Source organism: Paenibacillus tritici (genome assembly GCF_013204885.1).
In the GTDB taxonomy this organism is placed as follows: Bacteria; Bacillota; Bacilli; order Paenibacillales; family Paenibacillaceae; genus Paenibacillus_AQ; species Paenibacillus_AQ tritici.
The window spans coordinates 524,618-544,955 of the sequence record NZ_JABMKX010000001.1 but is presented as its reverse complement, the minus strand read 5'-3'; the positions used below and the strand labels follow the sequence as shown (position 1 = coordinate 544,955).

The following is a 20,338-nucleotide window of genomic DNA, read 5'->3' as shown; positions in this document are numbered from 1 at the left end:
GTAGAGTTACCTAGAATAGTGAAGCAGGGACCAGCTTGCGGCCGCCTTTGATCAGAGTGGAATCCAGTGCATCCCCTTTATCTCCGCCAAAATACAGCTGCCAGTACACGCCGAAGCGGATGCTGACATCATTCTTGACCAGCTCCGGCGGCGTGACGATCAGCCACTGGAACTTCAGCGCCTTCGAGATCTCGAACACCGGATCAAGCACGTTATTGGAGACCATCTCACCGAACGGATTATCATACAGGAAGACCGTCCAGCCCTTATTCTCCCGGTTGACACGCTTGTGGGTCATAATCATCATCGCCACCAGCAGCTGAACCGACTGGCGTTGCCCGCCGCTGCCGACAGCCTCATCCAGCGCTCCCCGGTTAATGACCTCCCAATCGGAATAATGATAATCCTCAGGAGCGGCATACAGGAAGTAATTCTCCGTAACCGGCTTGTATACCTGTAGCACCGGAAAGCGGTTCTGCAATGCGGCATAGACCATGCGCCCATCGTTGATCAGCTCTCTGACTGCTGAAGCCGGAACCTGCTCAATCTTCGGGAACTTCTCCAGCAGGCTGCTGATGCAGCGGTTGAAATATTCACTGACCAGCGGCTGAATGTCATCTGTCGTTCTCGGCACATGGATATTCTTATAATTCAGCCGGACCAGCGGGAAGGCATGTCCGTTCTCGTTATGAATAATCATCCGGCGTTCCATCCGCTTAAGAATATCAACGATCTGCACTACCCGCTTGGCTGCGCGGCCTACCCACAGCTTGCGGGACAACTCCATATCCTCTTTGTCGCTGCGGATACTCTCAATCTGATCACGCGAGCTCTGAAGCATAGAATCCAGCACCTGAAGCGCAATGGTGAAGTCCTCCCAGTGAACGTGGTTCAGGCGGTCTTCGATTTTGGCCGCAAGCTCGGCATTCCAGCCGGACTTGGCTACCCTGCCGCTAAGCGCGGTCTTCTCTTCCTTGATCTTGCGCGAGATTTCCGCACGCTGGCTGCGGCTGGTTTTGCTGCGCTGCAGCCAATCCTCGACAAGCGGCTCGCAATTCTCCCTTAGATTCAGTTGCAGTTCTTCAGGCACATCCCGCAGCTGTACACGGGTCTCGACATGGGTATCCATAATTTTGCTCTGATTGCCGAGAACTTGCAGCCACTGATCCATGGAAGCCAGCGCCTGCTTAGAGGTATTCAGCAGATGTTCGTTGGCGCGGACCCGCAAGCCGACTTCTTCTTCCTTCTGATCCAGCGGCTCATGCCACAGCTCAGCCGTCCGCTCATGCTTCTCCTTAATCGCTTTCTCGGATTTGCCCAGCTCTTTGCGGAGGCTGTCAAGCTCGGTCTGGCAGCGGATGAAGGAATCGCGGAGCTGCTGGTAATCCTCATCCAGTATTCCCGTATCACTCTTCTGGCGGGTTCTGGCGGACTGGATCATATCCGGCGAATCCTTCGGCTCAGGTGCGGATTGCCATCCGGCATCGACCTGGGATACCGCGGCTTCAAGTTCGCCGAGCTGCTCTCTGGCCGCCTTGATCTGGGCTGTCCGCGTCCGAATCTCCAGCTCATTCTGGCTTAGGGACTGCTGAAGACTCTCAACCGTACTGAGCAGTTGCAGAAGCTTGTCCTGTGCTGTCTCATCCAGCACTTCATCCGCTGCCGGGTCTTGTACAACCGCACTTGCAGGGACAGTTGGGAACTCAATATCAGGGAACCAGTTCTGCAGCCTTGGGAATAAAGAATAGCGGGCATCTCCGGTCCATCTCTCCCGCTGCAAGGCCAGGCTGCCCATCTCCGCTTGGAGCTGTTCAAGCTGCTGATCCTTCACAGCAATCTCTCGGATCAGGTTATTCTTCAGCTCTACGGACTTCTGTTTGTCCTGATAATCCTGCTCCTGCTTCCGGCTCCGCTCACTCCACTCCCGCAGCGCCGCCGCCTTCGTCTCCTGCTCCAGCTTCTCCGCTTCACAGGCTGCCAGGTCTCTGGAAATCCCAGCCAGGATCTCCTCATAGCGTGCCTGCTCTGCATTCATTTCATTCAGCTGGGTACGAGGCTCTTGCAGCAGGGTCTCTACGGACTTCTGCTGCACCCGCAGGCTTACGGTATGTTCGCCCTGATACAGGCGTTCAACCTCCTGTCTGGCTGACTTCAGCTTGGCGAGATAGGCTTCCTCCGCCTGAAGTGCTTCCTCCTGCTCCCGGAGCCTGGAGGCAATCCCCCGCTTCCAGTCCAGGAAGCGCTCCGGCTGGAGCACCATCTGCGGTCCCTGATGCGCCAGCAGCAGGAAGGAGCCTGTTCCGGCCTCCGCCATCTCCTCACGCACGAAGATCGGGACAGGCGATTGGAGCAAAAGCTCCTTAAGCAGCTCCGGCTGCAGCTTGGCTGCTTCACGTTTGGTTACAATCAGGCCGTAAGGAAGCAGCGGATGCCGCTCTAGCTCCTCCTCACGGACCAGATACGGCTGATCGTTCAGATACATGCTGCCGGTCATGGAGCTGATCTTCAGGGCATCCAAGGCATCCTTCACCGTCACAATATCATGGTTAGGCAGCCAGTAGGCTTCCTGCTGGAGCTCTACGTCCAGCAGCTGATGATAATATTCCCGTCGGAGCCGCTTCGTCTGCTGCTCGGCATCCTCCAGTCTGCGGATGAACCGCTCCTGAATAAGCGGCTTGGCTTCAAACAGCGCTGTCGCGCCAAGCAGCTGGTGCTCCTCATACATCTCCAGCAGCACTACCAGCTGTGACCAGAGCTGTGATTCCTTGTTCATCTGAGCTTCCATCCGCCCGGTAAGCTCCTCAGCCTGGGCCTCAGCCCCCAGCAGCTTCTCTGACAGCCGGGTATGCTTCGTATGCAGAATAAGCTTCTGCTCTTCAGCCGATTTGCGCTGCTCGTTCAAGGCAGCAATGTTCTCAGACAGGCTTCTGGCAGCCATTAACGTGCGCTGAAGAGCCGCTGCCGGTGAATGGGCAGCCTCCTGCCCGTGGCGGGAAGCGAACACGCCCAGATCTTCTGTATATTGACGGATCAGGGCGGTTAATTCCTGAATTTTGCCCTCAAGCCTACCCAGCTCCACCAGGAACTCTTCCCTGCCTTTGCGCAGGATCTTCTCTTCCGCTGCCTGGGATTGCTGCCGGCTGCTGTAGAACAGGTTCTTCGCCTGCCATAAACCGTATACTCGATCCCATTGCACCCGCAGCTCTTGCTTGGCACCCTGAATAACCTCCTGGCGCTCCTTCATCTCAAGCGAGCCTTCAATAGCCTCAATTTCTTTCTGCCACTGCTCCATCTGGCGGAGCTGTACCTTGCGTCTGGCCAGATAATGGGCAACTTCAAGCTCTTTCTCCTTAAGCTTAGAATCTTCCAGACGCTGCTTAGCCCGTGTCTGATTGTCTGATACCGCTCTGAAGTGCTCCTGCTTGCTGTCATGCTCTTCCTTAAGCCGCAGATATTTCAGATTATCGCTCTCGAATTTCAGTTGCTTCGCTTCCTGATAATATCCGGCCAGTTCATCCGCAGTTTGGCGGCGTTTGTCTTCCGCCTGCTTCAGCTCGCTATGGATCACGGTGGATAGCTGCGATCCTAGCCGCTCGGTCTCCTGGAAGCTGCGCTCTACTTCCGTTCCCTGCTTCACCGCTTCATAGAGAGGCGCCGCGAGGGAAGTGAACTCCGCAAAAGCCCGCTCTCTCTGCTCCAGCATGGGCAGCCGCTGAGCAACCGTAGCCGTGTCCACAAACATCCGCTGCAGCGAGCCTTCATCCTCACGCATGGTTCCGCTCAGGCTGGAGCCGATCTCCGGAATAATTAACCGCTCGAACAGATTATGATTGGTGAAGGCGTCATTTTTCTGGAAATAGCCTTTGATTCCGCCCTCTTCCCCGTTGATTCTGCGCATATTGCGCCATTCATCAATATGGATATCATGGTCAGCCAGGTAGGCATAGTATTTCTTCAGATCGGAGCTATGACTGCCGTAGACGTTGATCTCATTCCGCCGTTCCCGGACGAATTGCTGGATCGACTCGAAGCTCGCAGGGCTGTTCAACTCATGATCATATAATGGCAGTGTAGATAGGGTAAGCTCAGCCGTCTCCTCGTATTTCAGCAGCGCGTAGAGTAAATAATCCACTTTGATCTCAAGCTGGTCCATAGAATGCTGGGCAGTCATCGCGATCCCGGTGGTAATGTATTCCGTCCGCTCCTTATCATCCAGACGCCATTCGATGGCTACGTGGAAGGTGTAGGGCCTCAGCTGTTTTTTATGATTATGGAAAAAAGCCTCGACCTGGTTCTCATTATCCTTGCCCCAGGCGGCCCTAGGCATCAGCAGTTGGAAAATCGACTGGAGCAGCACACCCTTCCCCCCGCCGTTCATCAGCGTGATCAGGGTATTGGCCGGACCTTCCTCATTACAGAGATCGAGGATCATATCCTCATATTTCTTCAGCATCTTCTCATACTTCAGTCCGGCGATGCGGATTCGCTCAATGCGCGGCATGGGCTTCCTCCTCCTGTTCGCTGCGTGTCCGGCCAATCAGAGCCTTCAGCTCTTTGTAGCGGTCCACATCATGGTAGAGATAACGCATCCGTTCATACAGCTCTTCCCGGGGGAAAATCCGCTTCTCATTCTCCGAAATGAATACCAGATGCTCCTCCTCCAGCAGCTTCATCCCTTCGTGAATCAGGCCGATACGTGAACCGGCTCCACGGGTCAGCGAATCGCCTTCCTCCTGGCTCCGGGTCTGCATATAGAGGCTGGTCCATACTCTGTGCATCGCCTGGATATCGAGCCGCCACTGCTTGCTGAAGCTGCCGTCTTCATCCATCCCGATCCAGGTCTGGAACAGCGCCGACACCTGATCAGACAGCTGAATGTAAGACATGCTATCCTGTCCCGGCTTGAAATGCTGTTCATCCTGATCCATCTCCGCGAGGAACACGAGGATAATCACATTAATGATATGTAGATGCGTCTTGCGTTCAATCCGCGAATATTTATTGCGCAGCTGAGTGAAGTTGCTGGCAAACCCGGAGCCGATCGGACTCACCAGCAGGTGCAGGCGATGACCGGAATTCATAATCCGGCAGCCGGCTTCTTTGGCTACATATTGCAAGGCGTCGTAAGCTACGGTATCCTGCAGACATTCGGCGGCAGCGGGATCATCCAGTGAGATCACCTTCCGGCGAAGCAGGTCAAAGAACAGGCGCGAGGCCTGCTGTACTTGCTCTAACGAATAACTCATTTAGCGAATCATCTCACTTCTCTACTATAGTAATGGTATAAGGGCTGATCTCAAGGCCGGGAAGGCAGACATTCCCCTGCGGTTCTGAAGCAATCGTTGTCCGCAGCCGGGCGCCGCGCAGTACCTCAAGCTCCGGGTGGTCTGCGATTAGCCGCTGAATCAGCTTCTGGCATTCGTCCGCCGCGCCGTGGCCTTCCGCTTCCTGTTCCTGCACAGTAATTACGCTATGGAAAAATTGCACCCACAGATCCACTGCATTCGGAGTTTCCGCCCAGCGCTGCCGGGTATCCTCCGGGAATGCTTCTGCGGTGAAGGTAAAGCTCCCCTGTTCAGCCACACCGGTGAAGACCGGCAGCCACAGCTCGCATACTTCGGTCCACGGGATACCCCTGGGAACATACCGGTAGTCTTCTTCCTCCCCGGCTTCCTCGGGATCATCCGTCCCTTCCTCCAGCAGGAAGCCGACCTCCTGCTCTTCCCAGGCCCAGGCCAGCGGATAGATGAAGTCCTGGCTGGGCGAGAACAGCCCGCTGATCAAGGTCTCCAGGCTGTCCCCGTCCGGCAGCCCTTCCGGCTTGACCCATTCCTCCCACACATGGGTACGGAAGTTGAAGCCGGCCGCCCCCCAGAAGATTTCCGGGAAGTTGAGCCGCAGATTCGTCTCCGTCTCGAAGATACTCAGCACAACCCCGGCAAGCTCGTCATGCACTCTCCGGGACAGCTCTACTCTCTCGGAGAGCTGCCGAAGCTCGTTGAAGTCGATGACATCCTTCTCGTCATTCGCCAGCCGGGCCAGCGAGCGGTGTATGTTGTCGAAATGCTTGCGTTCCTCGTCAAACTGCTGGTGAATCTCCTCCAGCCGCTCATGCCGCTGGGTGCCGTATTCGCTGAAGATATGCTTCGGATTACGGCGCAGGGCATTGCGGTACTCCTGCTGCTGCTGGGTCATTTTGCGCACACGGGAGATCAGCTCATTCACATCCTGCATCGCCCGGGTTACCCGTCCATGCTTGATATGCATCTGAATCTCCAGCAGCTTGATGCTGACCTGGAACTCGTCAATGATCTCATGGCTCATGAAGATCAGCTCCATCGCATACTCGGACAGCCGGTATACGGTGGTCCCGTTCTCCTCCCAGCTGGTACGTGTAGCGTCCTCATCCACGGTGAAATACTTGTATTTCTGTACGGCGATCTCCCGGGAAAGATCCTCATAATAATACGCCTCGAAATCCCCGCCGCCGCCGCTCCATAGCAGTCCGTCCACCAGCCGCTCCACCGATTCCGGGCTGCCATGCTTCGTGATCCCGAAGCGTTCAAGCGAGTTCCAGGCCAGCTCCACCAGATCCTCCCTCGTTCGCTGTTCACTCGATTCCAGCTCCAGATAATAGACCTGCAGCAGCACACTGAGCGCAATCATTTCCTTATACGGCTGAAGCTCACCGAGATTCATGCCTGCACCCAGACTCCACAAGGGATTCAGCCGCCTGTTCCGTGCTCCAAAATCATTCCAGTTCATGCTCTTGCCAACCTCGCCATCACTTCGTAATTTCCCTACAACATAACATAAACCCAAATCCGCACCGCAGGGTGAAGGTTGGGCCAGAACATACAAATATAGACGGTTTGTTAATGCTCAGGACCCCGAGGAAATGGGAATGTATGTTTCTATTCTCATGTCATTCTATTATATCAATGTTTCATAGATATGGCTATTTGCAAAATAAATAGAGGAGCCCGCGCAGGGCCCCCTCTATGTTAAGGCACGAATTTACAGCATACCGCTATTTGTATTTCTCATTCACTAGATATTGCAGATTCTTCTTCACCGCAGGCCATTCCTCATCAATAATACTGTACAGCACATTGTCCATAACAGTACCGTCAGCAGTGATCCGATGCTTGCGCAGGACGCCCTCCAAGGCCGCTCCAATCCGCTCAATGGCCCGCTGCGAGCGCAGATTGTCACTGACAATGGAGAAGTCCACCCGGATCAGCCCCAGCACCTCGAAGGCATATTGCAGCAAAAGCAGCTTCGACTCCGTATTCACCGCAGTTCTCCAATATTCCGGTGAGATCCAGGTGCAGCCGATCTCTGCATTACGATGCCTACAGTCCAGATGCATCAACCGCGTAGTCCCTACGATCCGGCCGGATGCCTGCTCCACCATCACATGAGGAATATCCTTGCCTGCGGCCTGATTCGCCAGGGCCGCCTCCACCAGTTGTCCTGCCTCTTCCTCTGAGCTGATCCGTCTCCAGGTGTACTCCCAGATCAGCGGATTGTGCAGTAGCATCTTAAGCTCAGGCTTATGCTCCTCCGTCAAAGGTACAAGCCGGATTACGTTGCCTGCAAGCGGGCCTGCTTCTATTGCTGTCAACTGACTTCCCCCTATATCTTTTTATCTAGTATACTTTTCACCTATTATATATGAAGCGATTTATTCCCAGCCCTCAATCTTAGCTGTCAGTTGCTGAATGAACTCCTGGGCGTTCAGTGTGAATAAAGTGTTATCCGCACGGCTTCGTACCGAGATTGTTCCGTCATTCTGCTCCTGATCTCCCAGCACCAGCATATAAGGGATTTTCTCCAGCTGAGCTTCACGGATTCTGTAGCCCAGCTTCTCATTCCGGGAATCTACCTCCACCCGCAGTCCGGCTGTCGCCAGCTGTCTTCTGACCTGCTCGGCATACTCGTCATGAACCACAGAGACTGGCAGCAGCTTGACCTGCACCGGAGACAGCCACAGCGGGAACGCTCCGCTATAGTGCTCTGTTAGAATACCCATGAACCGGTCAATGGAGCCGAACACCGCACGATGGATGACAACCGGACGATGCTTGTTGTTATCTTCGCCAATGTAAGTCAGGTCGAACTTCTCGGGCATCTGGAAATCCAGTTGAATCGTACCGCATTGCCAGCTCCGCTTCAGGGCATCGAGGACATGGAAATCTATCTTCGGTCCGTAAAAAGCGCCATCTCCCGCATTCACCCGGTACTGTATTCCATTCTTCTTCAGCACCCGCGCAAGCGACTCCTCTGCCTGATCCCATAGCTCTTCGGACCCCATATAGTCCTCCGGGCGTGTAGACAGCTCGACCTTGTACTCGAATCCGAAGATGGAATAGAACTGATCGATCAGCTCCAGCACCCGCGAGATCTCGGATTCAATCTGCTCCGGCAGCACGAACAAATGGGCATCATCCTGGCAAAAGGTACGGACCCGCATCATCCCGTTCAGCGCGCCGGAGGATTCATGGCGGTGAACCTGGCCGTATTCCGCAATGCGGATCGGCAGATCCCGGTAGGAACGGCGGCTGTTCTTGTAGATCAGCATGTGTCCCGGACAGTTCATCGGCTTCAGTGCAAAATCTGTCTCATCCACCTTCGTGAAATACATCTCATCCTTGTAATGATCCCAATGTCCGGATTGCTCCCACAGACGGCGGTTCATCATCAGTGGTGAGCGGACCTCTTCATACCCGTCGGCACGCTGCAGCTTGCGGGAGAAATCCTCCAGCGCTGTGCGGATTAGCATCCCTTTGGCCAGGTAGAACGGCATCCCGGGCGCTTCCTCGGAGAACATGAACAATTCCAGCTCCTTGCCCAGCTTGCGGTGATCCCGTTTCTTCGCTTCCTCCAACAGGTGCAGATGCTCCTCAAGTAGGGCTGCACTCAGAAAAGCCGTGCCGTATATCCGCTGAAGCACCTGATTGTCAGCATCCCCGCGCCAGTAGGCACCCGCTACACTAAGCAGCTTGAACGCCTTAATCCGGCCAGTGGAGGGCAGATGCGGCCCCCGGCACAGGTCCGTGAATTCGCCTTGCTCATACAGGCTGATTACTGCGTCCTCCGGCAGATCCCGGATCAGCTCCAGCTTCAGCGGCTCTTTCAGCTGTTCAAAGAACTGCACCGCTTCCTCCCGGCTGACCACCCTGCGCCGGATCGGCAGGTTCTCCTTGATGATCTTCCCCATCTCCCGCTCAATTGCAGCAAGATCCTCGCTGGACAGAGGCTGGGCAATATCTATATCGTAATAGAAGCCGTCCTCGATCACCGGACCAATGCCCAGCTTCACGTTCCGTTCTCCATAGATCCGTTTGATCGCCTGGGCCATCACATGGGCTGTACTGTGTCTGTGAATCATCAGCCCGTCGCTGCTGTCTGCCAATACAATTTCAACGAGGCTGTCCCCTTCCACCGGGCAATCAAGGTCAACGAGTCTGCCATCGATTTTGCCGGCTACTGCATTCTTCCTCAGACTTACGCTAATCGACTCCGCAATCTGCGCAATCGTGGTGTTACGCGAATACCTCCTATTTGCTCCATCCGGCAGTTGCACTTGAATCTCCATGATTATGGCCTCCATTTCTTGAGTTTATATTAGTATATGTGAACACAAAAAAACGCATCTCATCCCGGAAAGGGACGAGTGCGTCTTAAACTCGTGGTTCCACCCTAATTCGATTATACGTCACTTCACCTCCGGCTGTTCGGCGGAAACGTGATCAGTACAATCCTCATGGCATCCGTTAACGGGGATGGGGCGGTGACATTTACAGCCTCGCTAACAGCAGGAGGGTTCAGTGCCACGGCTATAGAGGGGTAACATCCGGCCGGTCTCTGTAAGAAGCTCGCACCTTGCACTTCTCTCTCTGGTCAGTCCTCACGGGATATCCTGTCTCTGGTCATTGCCTTAGGTTTAGTGTTGCTGGTTACATAATACGCGCGGCCTTCGTCAAAAGTCAATACCGCGCAGAAAAAAACTTGAAAGCCGCTTCCTAATTGACCGCTCTTATCCGTTCAGCTCATTCCTCTGTATCCGCAGGATAATATCCTCCACACTACTCACCGCAGGTGCAATATAATCCGCTCCGGCCGCCGATAATTCCTCCCCGGAACCATAGCCGAACAACACGCCCACTGAAGCTACACCGCAGGCTTTTGCCCCGATAATGTCATGCTCCCGGTCCCCGATCATCAGCGACTGCGAAGCAAGAAGATTATTCTCCTCCAGCACATGCTCAATCACCTCGCGCTTCTTCGAACGTGTACCATCCAGATTGCTGCCTGCCGCATACTTGAAGAACCCGTCCAGCTCATAATGCCGGAGAATCTGCTCAGCGAATACAATAGGCTTGGAGGTCGCCACATACAGCTCGAACCCCTTGGCTCGCAAGCTCTCCAGCAGCTCTGGAATGCCTGGAATGACATGATTCTCGAACATCCCCAACGTCCGGTAACGCTCCCGGTAGAACTCCACCGCCTGTGCCGCCGCCTCCGCCGTGAAGCCCTGAATTTCGATAAAAGAATCATATAGCGGCGGGCCTATGTACGGAATCAGCAGGTCAGGATGCTCCACCTCGATGCTGAATTGGTTAAGCGCATACTCCACGCTTTTGGTAATGCCTTCCTTGGGATCGGTCAGTGTGCCGTCCAGATCAAATAAGATATGCTTCAAGCTGTCCTTCATCTCTCCCTGATGCTCCCCTCTTGTGCAATTGCTATCTATCATACCTTTCTTCCTGTTTATTTTCCATCCTCAGGATGCTATAATTCAGGGCAATTCAAGGAGCAGGAGGAATAAGATGATACTGCTTAATCCCGCCAAAATACTCATAGGCGACTATCACTACGCCGCAAGGAACAATACCGGACCTCAAGTTGTTGTATATGACAAGGAATACAAAGTGTACCGCCTGGATACGGACTTAACGCCCCATGAAGCCGGACAGGTCTATAACTTGCAACCGCTTAACCTGGACTCCCTTTCGTTCCATCCAGATCAGGAGCTGGCGGCTTTCATCATGGAGGATGCGGCAATGGGCGCAGGGGACTTTACAGGCCGCTTGCTGTGGAGCAAAGCCGGGGCGTATGTATGTGTTCTTTTCTCGCGTGATGGGGGTCTAATCTGGTCTGTAGATAGGCTGGATGAAGAAAATCTGCGGATTTCGGTGTTTCATAGCGGGGACGGAACGTTGGCACATTCCCTAGACTTGCAAGATCCCTTCGGTGACAGCGCCCTGCGGCTGATGGATATCCCCGGGTCGGATGCTGTAACGCTGGAGCTTGCGGCCGGTCAGGATGGTATATCCGTGTATGAATTGTCTATTCAGCAGGACGGGTTATGCAGCCGGGAGATGTTCCCGCATAGATGTTATCTCTCACCCGCTTGGCATCCTGACGGCAGTCAGCTGTTCACCTTGGAGAATGATGCGCAGGTGTATGCCTGTTTCTCCTATCCAGCCTTGGAGCTGCTACAGGAACAGGGCCTTAACGATGGGGAGTACGATGATGAGTATGAGGAAGAAGACAATTATCCGGGGTATGGCATGCTCTATCTTCAGAACGGTCAAGTCATCACGCAAAATACGAATGAGCGGTTCTTTTGGTTTGATCCTGAAACGATGGAACGAATCGGTGAATGGGCTTTTGCCGGATATGAGCCTGTGCCTGCGAGTGTGGTTTTCCCTTCGCTGGATGATGATCCTTCTCTGTATTCCCAGCTTCAATCGTGTGAGAGAGTCGGCAGCCTGCTTATATTCAGGACCGGCTCTCTACACGATATCCCTCATTTGCTGTTAATTGAGGAAGCTGCGTTACTTGAAGCCATCGGCTCCATGCTTACCAGGCCACGCGGATAATCAGGCCTTTGGGATCACCGACTTCCAGATAGGCTGCCTGGCCGTTAACATCGTCATACGGGAAGCCGTAGGCTAAGCCACTGATGCTGTGGTCATGCCAGAATTTTGCATAAAAGTTGGCGGGAGCCGCATTGTAATAGTTCGCTACGTTGTTCCAGTTACTAGTGGTGTAGACATGGCGGTTGATCGCTGCGGAAGTAGCGGCATCAATTAGCGAACCGTCATTGCGCAGAATATCCTGGGTGCTGTAGCTGGAATAACCTGCGAAGTAATTCGCGTTGGCCCCTCCGGCTCTAAACGATCCATGGACCGGAGCGATAATCCGGTAAGGCGCCTGATCGGTACCCAGTGATTTGAAAGCGGCAGGTACTTCATTCTGGTATTTGCTGAAAATTCCGGCGCGTGTCTCTGATTCCAGCTCGCCTACGGTCTTATCATAGCCGCCCGACAGGCCGACCAGCCGGTGCTGAATCGGGAAGCCGAAGGCATCTACGCGGGTCGTATTGCCGTGATAGCCTGTAGCATCCACGGTGAATTCAACGAAGTCGAAATAGAGATTACGGTTAGGATCGGTCGGGTTATCAATATCCGGCCCGGCAAAGCCGTCATCATAAGTCTTGATGTACAGCGGCGTGCCTACACTAAGGAACATGCGGCCGGAGGTGATTTTGGGCAGAGTGACCCAGGAAGCCTGGTTGATTGTGTGATAGATGTTGGCATAGTTAACCCCGTTCTTGGTCAGATGGCCGGAGGCATTATTAAGCGCATTGGAGATGGGTACCAGATTGCCGCTGAGATCCAGATAACTCCATTTGCCATTGACCGGATTGATCCCGATCACACCCCAATATATCTGGTTGTCGGGGTAGGCTCCGCCCGTTCCGTTCATGACCTTGACGGACACGGCTCCACTCGGCGGGGTTGGAATTGAAGAGGCGGCAATGGAATAGATCGAGCCGGAAGAACCGGAAGGCGGTGTAGTAGGTGATGCAGTCGGCGCTGTTCCCGCAGTATAGGTGAACCATCCGGTATCATAGGCCGGGGTTCCGTTGTTGTAGGTGAAGAAATAGCTAAGCGCTGTGCTGCTTGCAACGCCGGTTACCGCCTGCTCATAACGGGCTTTGCTGCTGTTATAGGTCATGCGGTAATTGAGCTGTGTCCCGGAGTTGACTTTATAATGCACATCGGTCCAACTGGTACTCACTGAAGATTTGAACCAGATCGTCGCTGTAGTGCCCGACAGTTCTACCCCTTGGGTATAATCGGCGGCGGCAGCCTTGGAGCCAAACATGGGCAGGCAGGAGAGCAGAAGCACGAACACAAGCATGGACATACGCCATTTTTTGGGCATCATCATATTCCTCCTGAATTATAGTGGTACTGCTGTAATTATTACCTTGAACCACAGGAAGCTAACGGCCGTTCAGTATTCAGTAGCTGCCTCTCTGAGACCTTCCCTCCTTTCCTCCGGATAAGAGCCAGAATTGCCTATTAATGTATGCGTTTACAACTATCATTATAGTAGCGCTTTTCTCCATTTAGTAGGCTTGGAATTTCGGATTTAGGTTCCCATATTTTGGTTTTATGCTGCGAAAATAACAAAAAGCCCATAATCCCCAGACATCAGGTGGTTATAGGCTTTTCTTCGTTCCATATTCCGCAATCGCTTCTACCAGTGCTGCGAAATAAAGGTATCCCGCCCGGACTGCTCACGGTCCTCTTTATAATGCTTCGGGTTCTTCTTGTGATAGTCCTGATGATAGTCCTCGGCCGGATAAAAATGAGACGCAGGCAGAATCTCCGTCACCACCGGAAGCTCAAATCTGCCGCTAACCGCCACCTGCTCCCGGGAAGCCAGCGCAGCCAGCCGCTGCTGTTCATTATAATAGAATACTGCTGTGCGGTACTGTGTTCCACGGTCCTGGAACTGTCCGCCGTCATCGGTCGGATCAATCTGCGGCCAGAACAGCTCCAGCAGCCGCTCATATGGGAATAGCTCCGGATCGTAAGTGATCTGCACCACCTCGTAGTGACCCGTCGTTCCTGTCTTCACCTGTTCATAGGTGGGGTTCTCTATCGTTCCTCCGGCGTATCCTGATACAATACCGTGAATCCCGGGAAGCTCTTCAAACGGTGTTACCATGCACCAGAAGCAGCCTCCGGCGAACATTGCCTGTTCCATTGTCTTACTCCCTCTCCCTGTCTCGCGTCTGCTGATCTTAATGAACACTATTGAAGATAAAGCCAAATGTTTATAAAGTCAATTGGAGCCGTTAGGCCTGCAAGTCTTTGACCATCAGCACATGTGGAATTCCATCTTCCATGAAGACAGAAGAGGCAGTCTCATAACCCAGCTTCTGATAAAAGCCTTCGGCCTGCTTCTGCCCATGGAGCTTGGCTTGGCGGAGACCCCGTTCAGCGGCCATCTTCTCCAGTGTGCCGATGATTACCGAGCCTAATCCGCTCTTGCGGTACGGGGCCAGCAGACAGATCCGTTCCAGCTTGGCCCATCCGTCTACAGCTCTTAGCCTGGCGGTCCCTACCGGCGAATCCGCATCCTCCTGGAACAGCAGGATATGCTCCGCCAGTGTCTCGTATTGATCGAATTCATCGGCCAAGGGAACCCCCTGCTCCTCCACGAACACTTCCCGCCTGATGCTGAACGCCTTCTGCAAACCCGCATCATCCTTAACATATTCTATCCGCATTTGTTCTCTCCCTCTCCTTATTCCGGCTGCTTAATACCCGCCCAGAAGATTCCCCAGATATCCCCTAGCCGCTGTTCAAATTTCTCCTGTGAATAAAAAAACATCTGCATCGCTATCCCGTCCAGCAAGCAATAATAAGCCGAGAGCAGACTGTCCGCCTGCTGCTGCCTGATCACTCCGGCCCGCATACCCTCTTCAAAAATACTCCGGTACAATCCGGCAGACTGCTGCTCCATTAAGGCAATCTGCTCTCCCAGTACGTCACGGAAGAACGGCGGGGGGAACTGCACCGCCATTTTGTAAAAGGCCGTCAGCACCGGCTGCTCCATCCTGTAATAATAATTCTTGTACACGATCTCGCGTAGTCTTATCTCCACAGGTATATCCCTGAATTCAGTGTACAACCGCTCTAGGAATTCATAATAATGCCGGGCCATTTCGTGAAACGCAGCTAGGAACAAATCCTCTTTTTTGGCAAAATAGGTAGCGATGGATTGCTTCTTAATCCCTACCGCCCGGGCAATACCGGCCAGCGAAGCTCCTTCAAAGCCCTTCTCGGCGAATTGTGAACAGGCAGCCCCCAGAATCGCGTTAGCAGTCATTTCTCACACCCTCCCTGACGATCGTCAGGCAATTATCACATATAGCTTCACCCTCTGTCAATGCTTGCCTCTCAGGGACAGGCTATTAGAGTTTTTCATTCTACAATTGACAATATTTATCAAAAGTTGTACCATTTTATAGATTTGATTTCCGGCAATGAGGTGTAGTGATGGGTAAACGCAATGATATTCTACAGGCCACGTTAGATTTAATCACTGAAGAAGGCTTACAATCCGTAACCTTCGCCAAAATCTTCAAAAGAGCCAATGTCGGCTCCAGCACCTTCTATCACTACTTCGAGAACAAAGAGCAACTGGTTAATGAGCTGTACCATAACATCCGCATACATAAAAGTGAGTTCATCATGAACGGATATAACCCCGGCTTAACGATCTATGAGCGGGTAAAGAGCATCCTGAAGAATTCTGCCAACTATTCCCTTCAATACCCCAAGGAAGTTGAATTTACAGAGAACTACTGCTCCTCCCCCTATATTTCCGAGATTCTGCGCAACACGCCTGACCCGCCAACCTTAGAGATCATCTCGATTATTGAAGAAGGCCAACGCCAGGGCATCATCCGGGAAATGAATATTACGCTATGCTGCCAGTTAATCTCCGGAATATTGAGCGCTGTGATTAAAGGCTACTTGAATGGAAAATACCCCCTCAATGAGCATCAGATCCAGCAGACCATTGAATCCTGCTGGCTGGCCATCAAGGTGTAAGAGCGGATCATTCCTTACGGCCCTATAACGCAAATAAGGCTATCCCTTAAGCAGCTATTCTGCAAAAGAGACAGCCTATTGCGGCAGCGTCCGTACTATGAATGCTGTGCCTGCGGGACCCGATTCCGGCTCCCCGAGGACTTGTAGATCTCTGCAATCAGCTCCAGGGCTTTGATTCCCTCGGACCCGTCAATCCAGAACCTGCGACCTTCGCGGATGTGGGCATAGAAATCATGAATTAACCGTGAATGCCCGCTTCCCCAGTAGGACTTACCGCCTGTGCTGGCGGTCTGCGGCTCGCAGAGCAGCGTCTCCAGGCCATCCTTCCACAGATAGAGGCTGTCCCTGCGCTGCTGCAGCGTTCCTTGCTCGAAGACCAGCTCCAGCTCAACCGGGGAATTGACCTGATAAGCATTGGTCCCGTAAAAGAGACCGCGCACCTTATTCTTGAAGTCGATGCAGGCATGGGCCGTGTCCTCCACCTCAATCACCTCATTCAGTACATCGGTTGTAACACTGCCCTTCACGCTTAACAGGTCACCGCCGCCGAACCATTGCAGCAGATCGAGAGTATGGATCGCCTGGTTGATCAATACCCCGCCGCCTTCAGTAGCCCAGCGGCCTCTCCAGCTGCTATTCGTATAGTACTCCTCACTCCGGGTCCAGGTCACCACGCCCTTCATGCAGAGGAGATTGCCCAGGCTGCCGGAATCTATCACTTCCTTGATTCGGACCGAAGGTTCATTATAGCGGTTCTGGAAGACTACGCCAAGCTGGCCCGCAGCCTTCTCCGCAGCCGCCTGCATCAGGCGGGCCGAAGGCACATCCAGCGCCATGGGCTTCTCTGTTAACACATGTTTGCCCGCGTTGAGGAGTTCAACCGCCATTCCGGCATGCTGATGATGGGGCGTGCACACATGGACAATATGGATATCGGGCCGCTCCAGCAGCTCTCTGTAATCCGTCAAGCCTTCACATCCATAATCCTGAGCGGACTGTGCTGCCTGAACGGGATCACTGTCCACTACGGTAACCAGCCGCGCATCCTCTATGGAAGCAATAGCTCTGGCATGCAGCGGAGCAATCGCGCCGCAGCCTATAATCGCTGCTCCGGTTGTTTTCATCTTATCCACCTTCCGATCTTCTGGTAGCTGATATCCTGCTATTTAAGCGTCTCCGGGGTCAGATTAACCGCTTGCCGCTGGGCTTCCAGACATAGCTCTGCCGCCTTGAACGCATGCTCCTGGGTCATGGCCTGTTCCGTCCGGTGCAGGCAGTCCAGAATCAGCTCGCCGAAGAACGGGAAGCCGACCTTACCGGCCACATGTTCATAATGCTCGCCTTCACGGTCCACCCAGTAGACATGATCCGGTGTGCTGGAGCGGCCGATATCGCTGTACTTGCGCAGCTCGATATACCCTTCCGTGCCCAGAATAATGGTCCGTCCGTCCCCCCATGTCCCCAGCCCCGCCGGAGTGAACCAGTCTACCCGGAAATACTGGGTAGCCCCGTTATCGCCAACCAGCGTGGCATCTCCGAAATCCTCCAGCTCCGGGTATGCCGGATTGTTGTAATTGGCTACCTTGCTGTGCAATACCTTGGCATCACGGCAGCCTGCGTAGAAGAGGAACTGTTCGATCTGGTGGCTGCCAATGTCACAGAGAATGCCGCCGTACTTGTCACGCTGGAAGAACCATTCCGGGCGGCTCTTCGCATTTAACCGGTGAGGTCCCATGCCCATTACCTGAATGACACGGCCAATGGCTCCCTGCTGCACCAGGTGACCGGCATAGACAGCGCTCTCCACATGCAGCCTTTCACTGTAATACGTCATGTACTTCCGCTGTGTCCGCTCCACCTGAAGGCGTGCTGCTGCCAATTGTTCCAGTGAGGTGAACGGTGATTTGTCCGTGAAATAATCCTTGCCGTGCGCCATGACGCGCAGACCCAGCGGACCGCGCTCCGAAGGAACAGCCGCCGCTGCCACTAGCTGAACCTCGGGATCTTCCAGAATCTCTTCGGCGGAACGCGCGGCTCTCACGCCGGGATAGGTGTTCAGGAACACTTTTACCTTCTCCGGGTCGGGATCGTATACCCATTTCAGCTGAGCTCCCGCCTCTACCAGCCCGTTGCACATTCCGTAGATATGCCCATGGTCCAGTGCCAGTGCTGCGATTACGAATTCACCGGGTCCAACTACAGGCTTCGCTTCATGTACAGGTGCATACATCATTCCATCCTTGCGGCTCATACCTGCTCCCCCAATCTGGAGTGCAGATGCCGGAAGCTGATCTCCAGGCTCTCGAACGGATCACGCTGGCACACATCCTGCTCTACGATATGCCATTCCACGCCGGTCTTCCGGCAGGCTTCAATAATCGCTCCATAATTCATATTGCCCTGGCCGATTTCGGCAAAAACAGGCTTACGCGACAGGATCGTCATATCTTTGAAATGCACAGCCTGCATTCTGCCCTCCACTTTATGAATCCACTCCACAGGATCACCGCCGCCTGCCTGAACCCAGTACAGATCCAGCTCAAAGCCGAAGACCTCCGGATCACTCTCCTGCAGCAGCACCTCCATGCCGGTAAGACCGTCGAACCGTTCAAATTCAAAATCATGATTATGATAAACAAACTGCAGACCATACTGTTCCTTCAGCGTACGCGCAATCCCGGAAGCTAGCCTGGCGAACGTGCGGTAGCCCTCCTGACTGGTCTGATATTCTGCCGGCAGGGAGCCAAGACCGATGTACTTGCAGTCCCACAGCTTATGCTCGGCAGCGAGCGCATCCAGGTCATTCGCCAGCCTGTCCCAGGGAACATGCGTCGCACAGATCTTAAGGCCGAATTCATCTGCATAGTCCTTCACCAGCTGCGGGTCCATAGGGCCAATCCCGGAGATCTGCACAGCCTGGTAGCCGATTTCGCTCACCTTCCGCAGACTTTCTCTCAGCGCCTCCGGCGTCCGGGTGTATTCACGCAGCGTATACATTTGGGCAGCAATATTTGAAAGCTTCATTTCATTCATCCACTCCTAGATTCGTTAGAATTGGTCAGGCTGATGCTGTTCATACTGAAATACAGCGCAATGCTAGTGGGTTCCCGATACATCCAGGGCTTGCTGGCTGACGGGCGCTTTGTGAAAAGTGGAATTCTCCACCTGCATCATCAGCTTTTCATGGAACAGCTCACTGTCGATCGGCAGGTCCACCCAGTTGTCGGTCCATGCGGACAGGTACATGGCATTGGACAGGGTCAGGCCGTGAATGCCTTCTTCTCCCGGCGCCAGGAGCGGCTCATCCTGCAGAATGGCATTGGTGAAGTTACGCAGAATGCCTTGGTGCTGCTCACCTTCCCCGGGTTTAACCGGAATTTCACACTTCCAGCACTCCGGCGCTCCGAACCCTCCGGTGAATTCAGCATTGAATTGCGGCTCCGGTGTACGAAGGCGGAAGAAGGTCAGCTTGCCGTCTTCGATGAGGATTTTGCCGTTATCGCCTGTAATCTCGAACCGGTTCGTCCCCGGCGCTTCCCCTGTAGTGGTGATGAACAGCCCCGTTGCGCCATTCTCATATTCCACATAGGCGGTCACATCATCCTCCACCTCAATGTTGCGGTACTTCCCGAAGTGGCAAAAAGCCCGTACCCGCTTAGGCATCATTCCCGTCGTCCATTGCCAGAGATCCAGCTGATGCGGGTCCTGGTTAAGCAGCACCCCGCCGCCTTCTCCGCCCCAGGTCGCCCGCCAGCCGCCGGAATCGTAGTAGCTCTGAGAGCGGTACCAATTGGTGATAATCCAGTTCGTCCGCCGGATCTCCCCAAGCTCCCCGGACTGAATCAGCTCTCTGAGCTTCTGATAGAGCGGGTTCGTCCGCTGGTTGTACATGATGCCGAACTTGCGGTCCGACTTCGCTGCAGCGTCATTCATCTCCTGCACAGCCTTGGTGTACACACCGGCGGGCTTCTCAATCAGAACATGCAGCCCGTACCCCAGCGCTTCAATCGCCAGCGGCGGATGATCATAATGCGGTGTAGCAATCAGCACAGCATCAATGCTGCCGGACTTGAACAATTCTTCCGGTGAACCGAACCGCTGTACACTTGCCGGCAGATGCTCCTCTGCCCAGTCCAGACGCTCCGGGTTACTGTCACATACCGCTGCAAGCTCGGCCCCCTTAACCTCACTCAGCAGACTCTGAGCATGGGCGCGTCCCATATTACCTACTCCTATAATTCCATAGCGTACTGTATTCATCTCCCAATTCCTTTCTGATACTGTTATATGATATGAGGATAACCCTATTTGCCGCCGGTGACCATGACTGTAATTAAGAACTATTTGTATATAAATAAGATGTATTAGATAAATGAAAGCGTTATAATAGGTTTATAATCGTTTTGGGG

At 53.7% G+C, this 20,338-nt stretch carries 16 protein-coding genes; 2 read left to right on the top strand and 14 right to left on the bottom strand.

Translation table 11 applies throughout. The features are described from left to right. Positions 1 to 10: 10 nt before the first annotated feature. The 6 genes from HQN87_RS02540 to HQN87_RS02515 all read right to left on the bottom strand — a co-directional run bounded on the left by HQN87_RS02540 (position 11) and on the right by HQN87_RS02515 (position 10,762). Entirely contained in the window at positions 11 to 4,501 is a 4,491-nt protein-coding gene (locus tag HQN87_RS02540) for a coiled-coil domain-containing protein (RefSeq protein WP_173127190.1), read from the bottom strand. Continuing rightward, positions 4,488 to 5,246, bottom strand: a complete 759-nt coding sequence (locus HQN87_RS02535; protein ID WP_173127187.1) for a DUF6063 family protein — start codon at positions 5,244 to 5,246, stop codon at positions 4,488 to 4,490. Before HQN87_RS02535 ends, HQN87_RS02540 begins: the two co-directional genes overlap by 14 nt. Before the next feature lie 13 nt (positions 5,247 to 5,259). Continuing rightward, complete coding sequence (locus tag HQN87_RS02530; RefSeq protein ID WP_173127184.1) at positions 5,260 to 6,765, bottom strand: hypothetical protein; 1,506 nt, start codon at positions 6,763 to 6,765, stop codon at positions 5,260 to 5,262. Between the two features lie 265 nt (positions 6,766 to 7,030). Further along, a complete protein-coding gene (locus HQN87_RS02525) occupies positions 7,031 to 7,627 on the bottom strand; it encodes a GNAT family N-acetyltransferase (RefSeq protein WP_254075321.1) in 597 nt (198 codons plus the stop codon). Positions 7,628 to 7,687: 60 nt separating this feature from the next. Continuing rightward, positions 7,688 to 9,601, bottom strand: coding sequence for a threonine--tRNA ligase (gene thrS / locus HQN87_RS02520; RefSeq protein ID WP_173127181.1), 1,914 nt, complete (start codon positions 9,599 to 9,601; stop codon positions 7,688 to 7,690). Positions 9,602 to 10,042: 441 nt separating this feature from the next. After that, positions 10,043 to 10,762, bottom strand: coding sequence for an HAD family hydrolase (locus HQN87_RS02515; protein ID WP_254075320.1), 720 nt, complete (start codon positions 10,760 to 10,762; stop codon positions 10,043 to 10,045). 73 nt (positions 10,763 to 10,835) lie between these two features. Between HQN87_RS02515 and HQN87_RS02510 the strand changes: the two genes are divergently transcribed. Beyond that, positions 10,836 to 11,891 carry a hypothetical protein gene (locus HQN87_RS02510; protein WP_173127178.1) on the top strand — a complete coding sequence of 352 codons (1,056 nt, stop codon included), beginning with the start codon at positions 10,836 to 10,838 and terminating at the stop codon, positions 11,889 to 11,891. Here HQN87_RS02510 and HQN87_RS02505 read toward each other — a convergent pair. From HQN87_RS02505 to HQN87_RS02490, 4 genes are all read right to left on the bottom strand, one after another. Next, positions 11,872 to 13,224 carry a glycoside hydrolase family 64 protein gene (locus HQN87_RS02505; protein WP_436836452.1) on the bottom strand — a complete coding sequence of 451 codons (1,353 nt, stop codon included), beginning with the start codon at positions 13,222 to 13,224 and terminating at the stop codon, positions 11,872 to 11,874. The two genes, HQN87_RS02510 and HQN87_RS02505, sit on opposite strands and share 20 nt — an antisense overlap. Before the next feature lie 336 nt (positions 13,225 to 13,560). Beyond that, complete coding sequence (gene msrA, locus HQN87_RS02500; RefSeq protein ID WP_173127172.1) at positions 13,561 to 14,073, bottom strand: peptide-methionine (S)-S-oxide reductase MsrA; 513 nt, start codon at positions 14,071 to 14,073, stop codon at positions 13,561 to 13,563. Between the two features lie 91 nt (positions 14,074 to 14,164). After that, positions 14,165 to 14,599 carry a GNAT family N-acetyltransferase gene (locus tag HQN87_RS02495; RefSeq protein ID WP_173127169.1) on the bottom strand — a complete coding sequence of 145 codons (435 nt, stop codon included), beginning with the start codon at positions 14,597 to 14,599 and terminating at the stop codon, positions 14,165 to 14,167. A gap of 17 nt (positions 14,600 to 14,616) precedes the next feature. Further along, positions 14,617 to 15,201, bottom strand: coding sequence for a TetR/AcrR family transcriptional regulator (locus HQN87_RS02490; protein ID WP_173127166.1), 585 nt, complete (start codon positions 15,199 to 15,201; stop codon positions 14,617 to 14,619). 170 nt (positions 15,202 to 15,371) lie between these two features. Here HQN87_RS02490 and HQN87_RS02485 point away from each other — a divergent pair, with 170 nt between their 5' ends. Beyond that, positions 15,372 to 15,929 carry a TetR/AcrR family transcriptional regulator gene (locus tag HQN87_RS02485; protein ID WP_173127163.1) on the top strand — a complete coding sequence of 186 codons (558 nt, stop codon included), beginning with the start codon at positions 15,372 to 15,374 and terminating at the stop codon, positions 15,927 to 15,929. 95 nt (positions 15,930 to 16,024) lie between these two features. Here the strand turns inward: HQN87_RS02485 and HQN87_RS02480 are convergent, their stop codons facing one another. The 4 genes from HQN87_RS02480 to HQN87_RS02465 form a co-directional block, all read right to left on the bottom strand. Further along, positions 16,025 to 17,053 carry a Gfo/Idh/MocA family protein gene (locus HQN87_RS02480; protein WP_173127161.1) on the bottom strand — a complete coding sequence of 343 codons (1,029 nt, stop codon included), beginning with the start codon at positions 17,051 to 17,053 and terminating at the stop codon, positions 16,025 to 16,027. 38 nt (positions 17,054 to 17,091) lie between these two features. Further along, positions 17,092 to 18,180 (bottom strand): Gfo/Idh/MocA family protein, encoded by a 1,089-nt coding sequence (locus HQN87_RS02475; RefSeq protein ID WP_173127158.1) that lies wholly within the window; start codon positions 18,178 to 18,180, stop codon positions 17,092 to 17,094. Beyond that, positions 18,177 to 18,953, bottom strand: coding sequence for a sugar phosphate isomerase/epimerase family protein (locus tag HQN87_RS02470; RefSeq protein WP_173127155.1), 777 nt, complete (start codon positions 18,951 to 18,953; stop codon positions 18,177 to 18,179). The genes HQN87_RS02475 and HQN87_RS02470 overlap by 4 nt, the downstream gene beginning before the upstream one ends. Positions 18,954 to 19,025: 72 nt before the next feature. Beyond that, on the bottom strand, positions 19,026 to 20,189 hold the full coding sequence (locus HQN87_RS02465) for a Gfo/Idh/MocA family protein (protein WP_173127152.1): 1,164 nt from the start codon (positions 20,187 to 20,189) through the stop codon (positions 19,026 to 19,028). Positions 20,190 to 20,338: the final 149 nt, after the last annotated feature.